The following is a 12,847-nucleotide window of genomic DNA, read 5'->3' as shown; positions in this document are numbered from 1 at the left end:
CTGTGAAGGCGAGTGAGTTTTTTGGCAGGTCATATCTCTGTCAAATTCTGTTTTTCCGATTGTGAGGATTAGCTTTGCCTCATGCTGAAAAATGACCTGATTCTGCGCGCAGCGCGAGGAGAAAAAGTGGAGAGAACGCCTGTTTGGCTCATGCGTCAAGCAGGGCGGATTTTGCCCGAATACCGCGAGGTCCGTGCTAAGATGGGCGGCTTCAAAGAATTGGTCGAAAGTCCAGAGTTTGCATGTGAGGTCACCATTCAACCAGTTGACCACCTGGGCGTGGATGCGGCCATCATCTTCTCCGATATTCTGGTTATTCCTGAAGGTATGGGCTTGCCGTATGAAATGGTGGAGAAGCGTGGTCCGTGGTTTGAGAAAACGGTTTCGTCAGCATCCGACATTGAAAAACTGAAAGTTGCCGAAGCGAATGATGTCCGTTATACGATTGATGCGATTTCACTCACCAAGAAAGAGTTGGGTGGTCGCGTGCCACTGATCGGTTTTGCGGGTGCGCCTTGGACAATCTTCAGCTACATGATAGAGGGAAGTGGTTCCAAGACCTTCTCAAAGGCCAAGAAATTCCTTTACACCCAACCGAAATTGTCACATCAATTGTTGGAGAAGATCACGCTGAGTACCATCAATTATCTGAAAGGTCAGATTGCTGCGGGTGCCGACATGGTTCAGATCTTCGATAGTTGGGCAGGAATTCTAAGTCCCGATCAATACCGCGAGTTTGCCTTGCGATATATTTCGCAGATCTGTGATGCTATTGATGAAGTGCCGATAACGGTATTCGCCAAAGGCGCATATTTCGTCCGTAAGGAATTGGGCGAACTCAATTGCCATACCATTGGGTTGGATTGGAACATGGATGCAGCGGAAAGCCGCGCCTTGATCGGGCCAAACAAAACGCTTCAAGGAAACCTCGATCCATGCGTGCTATATGCGGAGGATGAAATGATTGTTGCCGAAACGCAGGCGATGCTTAAATCCTTTGGGCCGCAGCGTCATATCGCCAATCTTGGCCACGGAGTTTATCCCGACATCGACCCACTAAAAGTGAAATTGTTCGTTGATACGGTGAAGGAATACCATTTCAGTTAGCGAGAAGTTCCGCCAACCGTCTCTCAAACGCATCCGCATCCAACTCAAAAGATTGGTCGGCATTGGCCTCGCTTCCAAGCACCATGTCCCAGTTGATTCCGAGAGCGGTGCAAAGCCAGTAATACTGCGTACCGATGCGGTTATTCGAGCAGAGTTCAAGAACCTTCACTTTTTGGTGATTGCTGAAGACGACATTGGTCATTCCGGCCCCGTGAATTCCAATGATGTGTGTGGCGGAATTGTATAGTTCGGCCTGCTGTCTGACGTTCATTGAACCAGGGTCGACCACCAAAACGCCATGTTTTTGAAGGATCGGTTCAATCGCATCAAAATTGGTGATATGCCGCGTTCCGGTCCGATTGATGAAGATGGCCTTTCTTTCGTTCAGCGGCTGATCCTCAGGAATGAAAAGCCGTTTTGTCCTTAGCCAATATTCCTTTCCGTAAGGGAGTGGACGCGCGATCCAAAGCTCTTCTGCCTGCACAGGTTCGGTTATCGGCTGCCAATCGAATTTGCTCAGTTCCGTTTCGTTAATGAAGAATTGGAAGAACGGCTTTGTCCACACGGCCTGACCGACCAGAACGGGACAGTCGATGGTCGTGTATTCTTCCAACAGGTACATCTTGTGCAGCACATCCGACAGAAAATGGAAGTAGTTGATGCCCATGCTTCCGTCAAAAAGGATGGCCTTTTTCAGTTTCTTTTTGTTTCCCAAAACGGCCTTCAACATAGGAATGGGCGATGGAAGGTTATTGCGCGTGCGGATGCTTGCACCAATGATGGTCTGAAGTCCGTGAACAGCGTAGCCGTACTGCGGCTCCACCGTTGCATTCTTCGCTTTCACCACCATTTCCGTGTGAAACCATTTCTCGTTGTGGTACTTCACCGCATCACTCACACGCGAATCCTCAAAGGCCACAACTTCCTTTTCAAAAGGCTTAATCTCCTTGAGATGAAGCGGTTTGAAAACCTCATCAGAAATGTGCCAAAAGGCATTTTTTATCCGTTGGTTGACGCTCATGCTTGGTGCATCAAAGTAAGTACAATCCAGCTGTTCGGTGGTATGGATAACTCTTTTTGATGTGCCGTTGCAGGTTTGTTTGCGCTGATTATTTTCGAAATATGTCTTTGGTGTCCATCATTCAGATCCTGGTCATGCTGGCGTTTCCGATCATCGTTATCGAGATCGTGAAGCGGAACAAACTGGCCGGAATGGTCGGGCCGGTCATCCTGTGCTACGCGGTTGGGCTGATTGTTGGAAACTTGCCCAATTCGCCCGTAAATACCGAACTGAGCCAAACCGTGGCAGAGGCCATGGTGCCGCTGGCCATTTCGCTCATGCTGCTTTCCACGCGGTTTATGGCGTGGCTCAAATACGCCAAGCAAACGGCCAAATCGTTCGGATTGGCCGTGGTGGCGGTACTCGTTTCCTCCTTCGCTGTTTCGGCCTACTTCCATTTGCAGGAGATGGGCGTGGATGACGTTTGGAAACTCAGCGGAATGATGGTGGGCGTGTACACGGGCGGAACTCCCAACTTGGCGGCCATCGGAACGGCTTTGGGAATTTCCAACGAAGTATTCATTGTGCTCAACGCATGTGACCTTATTCTGAGTGCGCTTTATCTCTTGCTGCTGCTTTCGGTGGCGCAGAAGATCGCGTTGAAGTTTCTTCCATCCTTCGTGCCGAAAGAGAAACATGACAGGGACGAGACGTTCCATTACCAGCGCGTTGAGCGGATGGCCTCCAAGAAAACATTGGCCAAGGCGTGGTCATGGGCATTTCTACTTTCGGCAGCAATTGTCGGTGCCAGTATCGGGTTCTCCATTCTGATAGACGGCAAGATCACCGCGCCTTCGGTCATTCTTGCGGTCACCACATTGAGCATCGGTGCGTCATTTATTAAAAGGGTGCGGTTTCTGCCACGCACGTACGAGTTCGGAGAATACTTTCTGCTGGTGTTCTGCATGGGCATCGGTTCCATTTCCAACATTCAGGAAATGTTGGCGGCCAGCCCGGAAGTGTTGCTGTATGTGAGTTGCGTTTTCCTTGGAACGCTTGCCGTGCATTTTCTGCTTTCGTGGATTTTCAGGATTGATGCAGATACCACATTGATCACTTCCGTGGCGGGGATTTTCGGCCCTGCGTTTATCGGACCTGTAGCAAGTGTGCTAAAGAACAAGGACATTGTAGTAAGTGGTCTTACCACAGGTTTGGTGGGCTATGCCATTGCCAACTACCTTGGTCTGGCAATGGCTGAGATTTTCCATTTGCTGTTTCCATAATTTCGCGGCATGGCCGAAAACCAAGTTTTTGACATCTGTATCGTTGGCGGTGGAATTGTGGGAGCCGCCACGGCCTACAGTTTTCAGCGGGCATATCCCGAGCTGAAAGTGCTACTTATTGAGAAGGAAAACCGTCCGGCACCGCATCAGACTGGTCACAATTCGGGAGTCATCCATTCGGGTATTTACTACAAGCCGGGTTCGTACAAGGCGAAGAACTGCGTGAAAGGCAAAGACCAGCTCATTGCCTTTGCCAAGGAGCATGGTGTGAAGCATGGCGTGTGCGGAAAGATCATTGTGGCCACGGAAGAGAAGGAGTTGCCGCAGATGGACAAGGTCTTCAACAATGGCAAAGCCAACGGCCTGACCGATATCGAGTACATCGGTTCGGAGAAGATCAAAGAGATCGAGCCGCATTGTACCGGCATTAAAGGCATTTGGGTGCCGTACACGGGCATCATCGATTTTGTGGGTGCCACGGCCAAAATGCTGGAGATTACGGAGTCGTTGAACAACGAAAGCAAGGTTGTTTTCAACGAGGAGGTGCTGTCATATAAAGAAGAAGCGGGGCTGAAGAACATCCGAACCAATAAGGCAAGTTACCAGGCCAAGTACATGGTTTTTTGTGGAGGCTTGCAATCAGACCGATTGGCCAAGAAGGATGGCGTAGAGTTGGATATGGCCATTGTCGGTTTCCGTGGCGATTACTACGAACTGGCCGAGCATGCCAAACACAAGGTCCGAAACCTTATTTATCCCGTTCCAAACCCTGAATTCCCCTTCTTGGGCGTGCATTTTACGCGAATGACGGACGGGAATATCGAATGCGGCCCGAATGCGGTGTTCACCTTTAAGCGCGAAGGCTATGGCAAGATGGATTTCAACCTGCGTGACACGGCTGAGGCGCTTTCATTCAAAGGAACGTGGAATCTGCTTTTCAACCATTTCGGCTTTGCTTGGAATGAGTACAGAAGAGCATTTTCCAAGCGACTTTTCCTACAAACCTTGCAACGATTGATCCCTGACCTGACCATGGATGATATTGTTCCCGGCAGGGCAGGAGTACGTGCCATGGCGCTCGGATTGGGTGGCGATACGATTGATGATTTCCGCATTGAGCAGAAAGGAAATTCCTTACATGTATTGAACGCTCCGAGCCCTGCGGCTACGGCCAGTTTGGCCATTGGCGATCAGATTCGTGAAATGGCGGAAGAGCGGTTTGCACTAAAAGATAAGGTAGATTCACCCTGAATTTATTTCAGGGTCTGAACTTATGGATGCTGAAACAAGTTCAGCATGACGTGATTTATAGGTGACTCAATCGGTGATCCGGAACTTCTCCGTGAACGTGTCCCACTTGATGATGAACTGCTCCATGATCTCATCGATGTTCTTGAGCAGGATCGGATCAGGCGTGTTCAGGTTCTTGAAGTAATCTTTTTGGAAATCGTTCAACCCATATTTGTAGAACACCGCACGGCTCATGGCGTAATGCGTGTTCTTTGACGGGTAGTTGATCTTGCCGAAATAAGACAGCATATTGTCGATGGCAGAGCGCATCGTCACGGTGTCAACGCCATAGATGGCGGCCAGTTTCTCAATCGTCAACTGACGGATCCGGTCTTCCTGTCCTTCGAAGAAATAGTTGTCGAGAAGGTGAAAATTCCCTGCGATCACCACCATCAGGAAGTCATCCTGATCCTCAGAATCGATAGTAGCGCGGGAAATGAGATTGAGGTCGTTGTTCAACAGTTCGGCCACCTCTGCGAAACTCGTATCAACCGCATTGAAAATGATGTTGACAAACAGTTCGGCCACCTTCTCTTCAGATACCTTCTTTTTAAAAATGGAGGTGATGCCTAAAGCCATCTATATGTAACTGTTGGTTTGAGCAAATTTATGTTTGTGTTAAGATGGATCAAAGCCCATTGCAATACACTTGTTAACAGCATTGCGTTAAAAAGAACCCCCGCACACAATTTGTGTGCGGGGGCATGCCGATGGTCTAATGATAACTCGATCAACCAATAAACCAAGTAAAACGACCAGCATTTGCGTATCACTTCGCCCATCGGCTCAGAATAAAACCCGCTATGCAAAGGTTTGTTCAGTAGTAACGCGGGGCTTTCGGTTTATTGTCTGTGCGCAAACAAAAAAGCCTCCGAGACCAATTATCTCGGAGGCTTTGTGCTCAAATTCAGAGCAATTATTTTTTGATGAACGGAGCCGTGCTGATGGTTTTGCCGATGGTGCGGAGCGTGTAAAAGCCTGTTGGAAGCGCGCTCACGTCCAATCTGTTTTTTCCGATGGTCAAGGAGCCTGAAAGAACCACTCTTCCTGTTGCATCAAGTACCTCAACCGTTGAGGTTTCATCCATGGTAAAAGTGAGGACGCCATCTGTTGGGTTCGGGTAAACCTCAATGCTGTTTCGGTCAATCTCGCTGATGCCATTTCCTTCCGTTACTGCGTCTACACTATGGCAGTCGGAGCCTCCGGTACAGACCATGTTCATGCAGAAATCGCGTGCAAAGTCAATGGCCTGCTGATCGACCCCGTTGGAGAAGTATGCCACGTGCCCCTGTACACCGCGGTAGGTGAGCAGGCAGTTGTCAATTCCCAAATTTTCCGCCCTGATGTGAATGTCCTTGCTACCTGAAGCAACCAGACCTGTAGGGAAACCAGATACGGAAACTTCGGTGGTGCCGTAAGGAACCACATTGTCCAATTCATCATGAATGCTGCTAATGGGAATGTCGCCCTGCTCGATCCAGCTGGTGTCGCCAATGGTTCCGCTGAAACTCATTACCGCATACGGCTGGCTGGAATAACCGGGAGATCCGCTGTTTCCTTCAACACCACCGAGCCCGGCCGTGTCGTTGGCCATATAGGACGGCACCTCTGAGTCTTTGTCAAGATAAGCAGCATGGATAGATCCGATGGCACCGGCCGAGATTCCGCTTACAATGATGCGCTGAGAGTCGATACCGTAAGGATTCCCATCTTCAGCAACGGTTTTACGCAAATAGCGAACACATCCTTTGATGTCGTGCATGGAGCGCATTACCGCCAAAGTGGTAGTAACCTGATTTGGAAGGAAGAAACCTACGCGGTAATCCGGTGCAATGGCCACATATCCCAGTTTGGCGAATATCCGGCAGAGGAATTCCATATCGCTGCGCTGACCGCCAATGAATGAGCCACCGAAAGCCAAGATGATCACTGGACGGCTGTCGAAATTATCGCCCGCAGGTTCATAAACGTCCATTTTCAGATCGACCTGACCACCGCCCAAAGCAGTATTGCTCCCAAAGGTCACTCCGCTCGTTACATCAACGTTGGGAAATGCATTGTAATCCACATAGCGCGTTCCATCACATTCGGAGGACTGCGCCATTACAACAGCCGACATGGAGAACGTCAGCATCAGAAGAGTAAAAATTCTTTTCATGGTAAGATTTTGTGTGTTAAGTGGGGTTAAAGATAATTTAAACATCAAGTAACTGATGTACGCCAACTGACGGTGCGCACGTGTAGAATTCCGGGGCGTGGCCAAACATCTTTTGGTAGCTGTTTTTTAGTTCGGATGAGATGCTTTCGATGGCATTTGATCTTACCAAGGCGATGCAGCAACCACCGAATCCGGCTCCGGTCATCCGTGCTCCGAGGCAATTCTCGCTTTCCAAGAGTGTTGCTACGATCAGGTCAAGCTCCGCGCAGGAAACCTCACAATCGTCTCGTAAGGAAATATGTGAAGCCGACATCAACGCCCCGAACCGTATAAGGTTACCGCTTCGGAGAGCTTCAGCCGATTTATTGACGCGTTGATTCTCGGTAAAAGCATGTCGCGTTCGCTGTTTGAGAATCGGATCATGTAGCAGTTCGAGGTCTGTTTCGTTGGCTTCCACCAAGTTCTGCATAGGGCGATGCTGCCGGATGATTCGCAAGGCTTCGGCACATTCCGCCCTGCGTTGGTTGTAGGCACTTTCGGCCAAGGCTCTTGGCTTCTTGCTGTTGATGATGAGCAATGAGTGGTTGCCAAGATCAAGCGGCACGTGTTCGCAATCAAGAGAGTTGCAATCGAGCAGCATGGCGTGGCCGGCCTTTCCGTTTGCAACCGCAAACTGATCCATGATGCCGCAGTTCACACCAATAAACTCATTCTCGATCTTCTGGCAATCCAATGACATTTGCGTGCGGTCGGGTTCAATTCCATGAAGTCGGCAAAGCGTGTAATAGACGAGCACTTCCAGCGCAGCCGAAGAAGAAAGCCCGGAGCCTTTTGGTAGGTTGCTGTCCAGTAGAATGTCGCATCCTGAAATTTCCATTCCCCCGCTTTTCAGATGCAGGATCACTCCAAGCGCGAAATCGCTCCAATGATCTTGCTTTGAAGTAGGGAGGTGATCGAGGTCGAATAGAACGGTTTCCTCGAAATCGGTGGAATGGATGCGAAACCTGTCAGGAAAATTCTTTCTTGCCAAAGCGGTTATTCCCAATGAGATGGCCATGGGCATCACCAATCCTCCCACATAATCGATGTGTTCCCCAATGAGATTGACCCTGCCAGGGGAGAAAAATCCTTGGATATTTTCGGCTTTGCCGAACAGATGGCTAAAACTTTTGGTTAGATGTTGCATCGGGCTAAATTTAGCAGCGGCTTAACGAGTTAAACAGCGCAAAGTCCCTAACTTTACCTGAATTCAAAAATCAATTTCCATTATGTCAAAGATCGATCGCCTGCTCGGTGAGTATCGCGAAAGCCATCAGAATGACACCAATCAGGTCATTCACAACATTTTTGTTCCGCTTATTTTTCTGAGTGCCATTGGAATTCTGTGGGATGTGAAACTTCCTGTTGAACTCAGTTTCCTCGGTGGCGAACCGCTGAATGTGGCCATGATCGTGGCGGTGCTGGTGTTCGCGTATTACCTCTCCATATCGTTTGCCGTAGCAGTAGGCATCATTTCCGTAACTGCGGTGGGGATGGTCCTGTGCTACCTGTACCACGGCCCGATCAGCATTTGGATATTCTCCTTGGCCATTTTTGTCGTTTCGTGGGTGTTCCAATTGGTAGGACACAAGATCGAAGGCAAAAAGCCATCGTTTTTCAAAGACCTCGAATTCTTCCTTGTTGGACCAATGTGGGTATTGGTCAAACTCTACAATAAACTCGGTATTAAATATTGATCATGTCAGAAGCAGTTCTCGAAAAGCCGGCCACCGGCACCGCATATTCAGCCCTTGTTCAGAAGCAGCGCGATTATTTCTGGACACACGCCACCAAGTCGGCAGGGTTCAGAAAACGCCAGTTGAACAAATTGAAAGATGCTTTCCGCAAGCATGAAAAAAGCCTGTTGGATGCGCTTTGGGCCGATCTTCACAAACCGGAACAGGAGGCGTTTACAACGGAAATTGAAGTGACCGTTGCAGAGATCGATCACTATCTGCGCCATTTGGATGATTGGATGGAGCCGGAACGCGTGGCCACGCCATTGTTCTTTCAGCCGGGATCGTCCATGATCGTGCCTGAGCCGTATGGCGTCACGCTCATCATTGCACCTTGGAACTATCCGGTGAAGAACCTTTTCGGGCCGCTTTTGGGCGCTATGGCCGCAGGAAACACGGCTGTTGTGAAGCCATCAGAAATTTCTCCGAACTGTAGCAAGGCCATTGCGGACCTGATCAAAGACACGTTCGACCCGGAATACATCGTTTGTGTGGAAGGAGGCGTTCCTGAAACGGGCGAGCTACTGAAAGAGCGTTTCGATTACCTGCTGTTCACCGGAGGTACCGAGATCGGACGGATCGTCTATCAGGCGGCAGCCAAGCATTTGACTCCGGTAACCTTGGAGTTGGGCGGAAAGAGCCCTTGCATCATCGACACCAACATCAATGTGGACATTGCCGCCAAGCGTTTGGTGTGGGGCAAATTCCAGAATGCGGGACAGACCTGCATTGCGCCCGATTACATCTACGTGAACAACAAGATCAAGGAGAAATTCCTTGGTCGTGTGAAGCATTACATCACCGAGTTCTTCGGTCCGGCCGATAAGCCATCGGAAGACCTTGGCCGCATCATCAGCGACAAGCACTTTAACCGTGTGAGCAAGATGCTGACAGGCGACATCATCATTGGTGGCGTTACGGATGCTTCCACCAAGTATATCGCACCAACCGTGATTGATAACGTGAGTATGGATCACCCTTCCATGCAGGAAGAGATCTTCGGGCCGGTGATGCCAATTATCGGGTACGACAATTTCGATGAGGTCGTCAACCACATCAATGCAGGCGAGCGTCCGCTGGCCATGTACCTGTTCTCTAACGACAGCAAATTGCGCAAGCGTTTGATGAACGAAACCTCTTCGGGTGCCATCTGTGTGAACGAAACGATGGTGCATGCCGGACAACCGAATCTGCCTTTCGGTGGAGTAGGGAACAGCGGTATGGGTGCCTACAACGGCAAGCTCGGTTTCGACACCTTCTCGCACAAAAAGCCGGTAATGACACGTGCCTTCCTTGGCGATGTGGCGCAGAAATACCCGCCTTACACAACGGGCAAGACCAACTTCATTAAGATGGCTGCCAAGTGGCTGCTTCGCTGATAGGCGAATAGTGAACAGAACCTGTTACTCTGAACCGTTTTGTTTCGCTGACGAAGGAAGCGTCTCTCTTTTTTTTGAGATTCTTCGTTCCTCAGAAAGACAGATGAAGATTGTGCGGTGGCTACCGTTCTGCTTCTTGCTCCTTTTTCCTGTTTTCGTGATGGCCCAAAAACCACCCATCAAACACGTGATCGTGATCGGTGTGGACGGCATGAGCCCCGATGGCGTGCACAAGGCCGAAACCCCGACCATCGACAGCATCCTGAAAGTGGCCGCGTACACGTTCAAGTGCGAGGCCGTTCTGCCCACCAGCAGCAGCCCCAACTGGGCGAGTATGATCATGGGCGCGGGACCCGACAAGCATGGCGTTACTTCCAACGATTGGATGCCCAACAAGCAGACCATTGAACTGGAATGCCAAGGGACGAACGGGAACGGCAAACCCAGCGGCATGTGGCCCACCATCTTTGGCGAGCTGCGGAGACAGAGACCGGAATCCAAGATCGCGTGCTTCAACGATTGGCTGGCCTACAACCGCTTGTTTGAGAAGGGTGTGACCGACCGCCAGCGCGATGCATGCCTGTTGCAGGCGGCAGCTCACAAAGGCTACAAAGGCATTACACGCATGGCCTCCAACTATTTTAAGAAACAGAAACCCGATCTCATGTTCGTGCATCTGGACCTGGTGGACCATGCCGGGCACCACGAAGGCCACGGAACGCCTGCCTACTACGCAGCAGTTGCCGAAACCGACCGCATGATCCACAAACTGGTGAATGCGGTAAAAGCCTCTGGCGAATTGGAAAGCACCGTTATTCTTATTACGGCCGACCATGGCGGTATTGGCCACGGGCATGGAGGAGATACGCCCGAAGAACGCCTTGTGCCATGGATTCTTACGGGAACAGGTGTGGTGAACGGAGAACTACAGGCCGAAGTGAAAACCTACGATACGGCCGCTACCTTGGCCTACCTTCTCGGCATCAAGGCCCCCGATTGCTGGGTGGGAAAACCTGTGTTGGAGGCTGTGGCGCAGTAGCGGGTGTTGGCGGTAGTAATTTCTTTCTTTTCATTCAACAGTTTTTCCTTCCCAAGTCGTCCTAAGTGGTTGATGAAGTTTGTACCATCTACTAAAGTAAAAGTCGATGTGGGTCATGTCATTTTCAATCCGTGATTCGAGCTTTCTAATCGCACTTTTCTGTCCACGCTGAGTGTAGCTTCGTTTAAGTTTATGAAGGTCGCCCATGAACTCACAACTTAGTAACGGAATTCCTTTGATGTCGTCAGAATGCACACGTATTTGAGTGGTACTTGCTGGTGGCAACTTAAACTGTATTCCGTCCAATCCATCTAATTCGCTTAGCGATTTTAGGACAGGATTTAACTCGAATGCGTTAAGAAAGACTTTAATCCATTTATCTCTTTTGACAAGTTCAATTGTCACCGTCTCAAGAATAGAGCCTTCGGTGATTCTACATAGTTCGTAGAAATACCCCAAACTTCCATGCCAGCCAAAGTCAGCACCGCTAAATGGAGATTTGTCAAAGCCATTTCTCTGCAAGGCAGGAATAGCCTTGTCGAGGACAATCTTCTTGCGAATCCCCATAATTTCCTTGTCTGATGTCTTCAAAAAAAGGGTCATGCGCAGATGTCACATTTTATTACCGCCAACGGTCACTGCTATGAAAATAGGGCTTTAACTCCTTTGACCTTTCAGCCTAAACTGAACTTGGCAGAAACAACCAAGGTTTGCGTATCTGTCGTCACGCCCTATTTTGATAGCAGATGTTGTGCAATCGTTATTTAATTGGAAACCCCTCAGCTTTGAGTTCTTCCAACTCTTCAGAATCAAATCTGTCAATAATTGGCTCCATAAACTCTGAATACTTCTTCCGTTTAAGTACCCAAGTGTATAGGTCACCCATCTCTTGGTCATTTGTTGACCACTTGTTTCTTGGATTTCTCTCTGAATCATATCGGAATAATTTCCAATCATCAACTCTATCCTTAATTTTTGATGGGATTTCCCAATACCGCTCTTCGTCAAACTTCAGTTCCCATACCTGATTCAACTTGTCAATTGTCTCTTCGGATAAGTCATCTTTCTTTGGTGCGATAATGTTGTTGAACCAATTCTGATAATTCATTTTCACAGGATCCTCATCAGAAATTAGTTTTCGAATAAATCGTTTGGTGGATGCTTCAGGTGTTCGACCTCTTAGATTGTAGTCAAATCCAAGTTCTTCAATTTCAGCTCTGATGTCGAGTTTTTTGTCCTCTTTATTTCGCTGAGCAATACCCGTTAACCAAGTCCCAAGGGATTTCCCTTTGTATTTATATCTATGGTTGGCCCTTACGTCTTCATCATTATCCAACGCATCTTGAAGCAACTCTAGCCATTCTTGATCAATGTTGCTGATATTGACATTCTCAATTTCCTCAATTACTTCATCGGAAACCGCAGTACCTAAGTATTGATTGGACTTATGAATGAGCCGGTCAATCGTATAAAACCAAATCTTTTGTTGGCTTTTGTCTTTGAATTCAAATAACAGTTCGTGTCTTGGTATGTTGCTATTTTGACCGTCACTATCATGCTGCCACCAGTCTTCTTTAACATCATTAGTCACGAATATTATTGGTCTCTTCTTAACTTTTGCGTAATCAATTATTTGAAACCAAAGTATTAAGTCGCCATATATTTGAAAACCTATTTTATTTCGTACGTCTCCCTATAAAGGATTGATTCCGATATTTCATAGCTTAATAGGCTTTTTGATTATTTCCCACGCTTTTTCTTTCCCTATTGCAGATGCTGGCGACTCTGCATACGAAACAAATATTTCGTTTTGTTT

Annotated in this window: 12 protein-coding genes; 6 read left to right on the top strand and 6 right to left on the bottom strand. The window is 48.6% G+C overall.

Annotation, left to right across the window (positions count from 1 at the left end):
• The first annotated feature begins 81 nt into the window (after window positions 1–81).
• Entirely contained in the window at window positions 82–1,107 is a 1,026-nt protein-coding gene (gene hemE / locus GC178_11250; GenBank protein ID MBI1288138.1) for a uroporphyrinogen decarboxylase, read from the top strand.
• Here the strand turns inward: hemE and GC178_11245 are convergent.
• Window positions 1,100–2,128: a DUF563 domain-containing protein gene (locus tag GC178_11245; GenBank protein ID MBI1288137.1), complete on the bottom strand. Its 1,029-nt coding sequence runs from the start codon at window positions 2,126–2,128 to the stop codon at window positions 1,100–1,102. The genes hemE and GC178_11245 overlap by 8 nt on opposite strands.
• A gap of 59 nt (window positions 2,129–2,187) precedes the next feature.
• On the opposite strand from GC178_11245, the gene GC178_11240 reads away from it, so the two are divergent.
• Together GC178_11240 and lhgO are read left to right on the top strand one after the other, a co-directional pair.
• Window positions 2,188–3,390 (top strand): DUF819 family protein, encoded by a 1,203-nt coding sequence (locus GC178_11240; GenBank protein MBI1288136.1) that lies wholly within the window; start codon window positions 2,188–2,190, stop codon window positions 3,388–3,390.
• A gap of 9 nt (window positions 3,391–3,399) precedes the next feature.
• Window positions 3,400–4,641 (top strand): L-2-hydroxyglutarate oxidase, encoded by a 1,242-nt coding sequence (lhgO, locus tag GC178_11235; protein MBI1288135.1) that lies wholly within the window; start codon window positions 3,400–3,402, stop codon window positions 4,639–4,641.
• Between the two features lie 66 nt (window positions 4,642–4,707).
• Here the strand turns inward: lhgO and GC178_11230 are convergent, their stop codons facing one another.
• The 3 genes from GC178_11230 to GC178_11220 form a co-directional block, all read right to left on the bottom strand.
• Window positions 4,708–5,259, bottom strand: a complete 552-nt coding sequence (locus tag GC178_11230; protein ID MBI1288134.1) for a hypothetical protein — start codon at window positions 5,257–5,259, stop codon at window positions 4,708–4,710.
• Between the two features lie 337 nt (window positions 5,260–5,596).
• Window positions 5,597–6,883, bottom strand: a complete 1,287-nt coding sequence (locus GC178_11225; GenBank protein ID MBI1288133.1) for a T9SS type A sorting domain-containing protein — start codon at window positions 6,881–6,883, stop codon at window positions 5,597–5,599.
• A complete protein-coding gene (locus tag GC178_11220) occupies window positions 6,876–8,024 on the bottom strand; it encodes a galactokinase (GenBank protein ID MBI1288132.1) in 1,149 nt (382 codons plus the stop codon). The genes GC178_11225 and GC178_11220 overlap by 8 nt, the downstream gene beginning before the upstream one ends.
• An 82-nt stretch (window positions 8,025–8,106) precedes the next feature.
• Here GC178_11220 and GC178_11215 point away from each other — a divergent pair, with 82 nt between their 5' ends.
• Genes GC178_11215 through GC178_11205 form a run of 3 tightly spaced genes read left to right on the top strand, consistent with a single transcriptional unit; the run spans window position 8,107 to window position 11,031 of the window.
• Window positions 8,107–8,574 carry a DUF962 domain-containing protein gene (locus GC178_11215; GenBank protein ID MBI1288131.1) on the top strand — a complete coding sequence of 156 codons (468 nt, stop codon included), beginning with the start codon at window positions 8,107–8,109 and terminating at the stop codon, window positions 8,572–8,574.
• A gap of 2 nt (window positions 8,575–8,576) precedes the next feature.
• Window positions 8,577–9,992, top strand: coding sequence for an aldehyde dehydrogenase family protein (locus GC178_11210; GenBank protein ID MBI1288130.1), 1,416 nt, complete (start codon window positions 8,577–8,579; stop codon window positions 9,990–9,992).
• Window positions 9,913–11,031 (top strand): sulfatase-like hydrolase/transferase, encoded by a 1,119-nt coding sequence (locus tag GC178_11205; GenBank protein MBI1288129.1) that lies wholly within the window; start codon window positions 9,913–9,915, stop codon window positions 11,029–11,031. The genes GC178_11210 and GC178_11205 overlap by 80 nt, the downstream gene beginning before the upstream one ends.
• A 30-nt stretch (window positions 11,032–11,061) precedes the next feature.
• Here GC178_11205 and GC178_11200 read toward each other — a convergent pair whose 3' ends face one another.
• Window positions 11,062–11,634 (bottom strand): hypothetical protein, encoded by a 573-nt coding sequence (locus tag GC178_11200; GenBank protein MBI1288128.1) that lies wholly within the window; start codon window positions 11,632–11,634, stop codon window positions 11,062–11,064.
• 157 nt (window positions 11,635–11,791) lie between these two features.
• Window positions 11,792–12,622, bottom strand: coding sequence for a hypothetical protein (locus tag GC178_11195; protein ID MBI1288127.1), 831 nt, complete (start codon window positions 12,620–12,622; stop codon window positions 11,792–11,794).
• Window positions 12,623–12,847 lie beyond the last annotated feature (225 nt).

The organism is Flavobacteriales bacterium (genome assembly GCA_016124845.1).
Taxonomy (GTDB): domain Bacteria; phylum Bacteroidota; class Bacteroidia; order UBA10329; family UBA10329; genus UBA10329.
The sequence above is the reverse complement of the archived record's forward strand: the minus strand, read 5'-3'. Positions and strand labels throughout refer to the sequence as shown.

Bases quoted from the DNA above. Each gene is read 5' to 3' on its own strand.
- hemE (MBI1288138.1), top strand. From the start codon at position 82: ATGCTGAAAAATGACCTGATTCTGCGCGCAGCGCGAGGAGAAAAAGTG.
- GC178_11245 (MBI1288137.1), bottom strand. From the start codon at position 2,128: ATGAGCGTCAACCAACGGATAAAAAATGCCTTTTGGCACATTTCTGAT.
- GC178_11240 (MBI1288136.1), top strand. From the start codon at position 2,188: ATGTGCCGTTGCAGGTTTGTTTGCGCTGATTATTTTCGAAATATGTCT.
- lhgO (MBI1288135.1), top strand. From the start codon at position 3,400: ATGGCCGAAAACCAAGTTTTTGACATCTGTATCGTTGGCGGTGGAATT.
- GC178_11230 (MBI1288134.1), bottom strand. From the start codon at position 5,259: ATGGCTTTAGGCATCACCTCCATTTTTAAAAAGAAGGTATCTGAAGAG.
- GC178_11225 (MBI1288133.1), bottom strand. From the start codon at position 6,883: ATGTTTAAATTATCTTTAACCCCACTTAACACACAAAATCTTACCATG.
- GC178_11220 (MBI1288132.1), bottom strand. From the start codon at position 8,024: ATGCAACATCTAACCAAAAGTTTTAGCCATCTGTTCGGCAAAGCCGAA.
- GC178_11215 (MBI1288131.1), top strand. From the start codon at position 8,107: ATGTCAAAGATCGATCGCCTGCTCGGTGAGTATCGCGAAAGCCATCAG.
- GC178_11210 (MBI1288130.1), top strand. From the start codon at position 8,577: ATGTCAGAAGCAGTTCTCGAAAAGCCGGCCACCGGCACCGCATATTCA.
- GC178_11205 (MBI1288129.1), top strand. From the start codon at position 9,913: ATGTGGCGCAGAAATACCCGCCTTACACAACGGGCAAGACCAACTTCA.
- GC178_11200 (MBI1288128.1), bottom strand. From the start codon at position 11,634: ATGACCCTTTTTTTGAAGACATCAGACAAGGAAATTATGGGGATTCGC.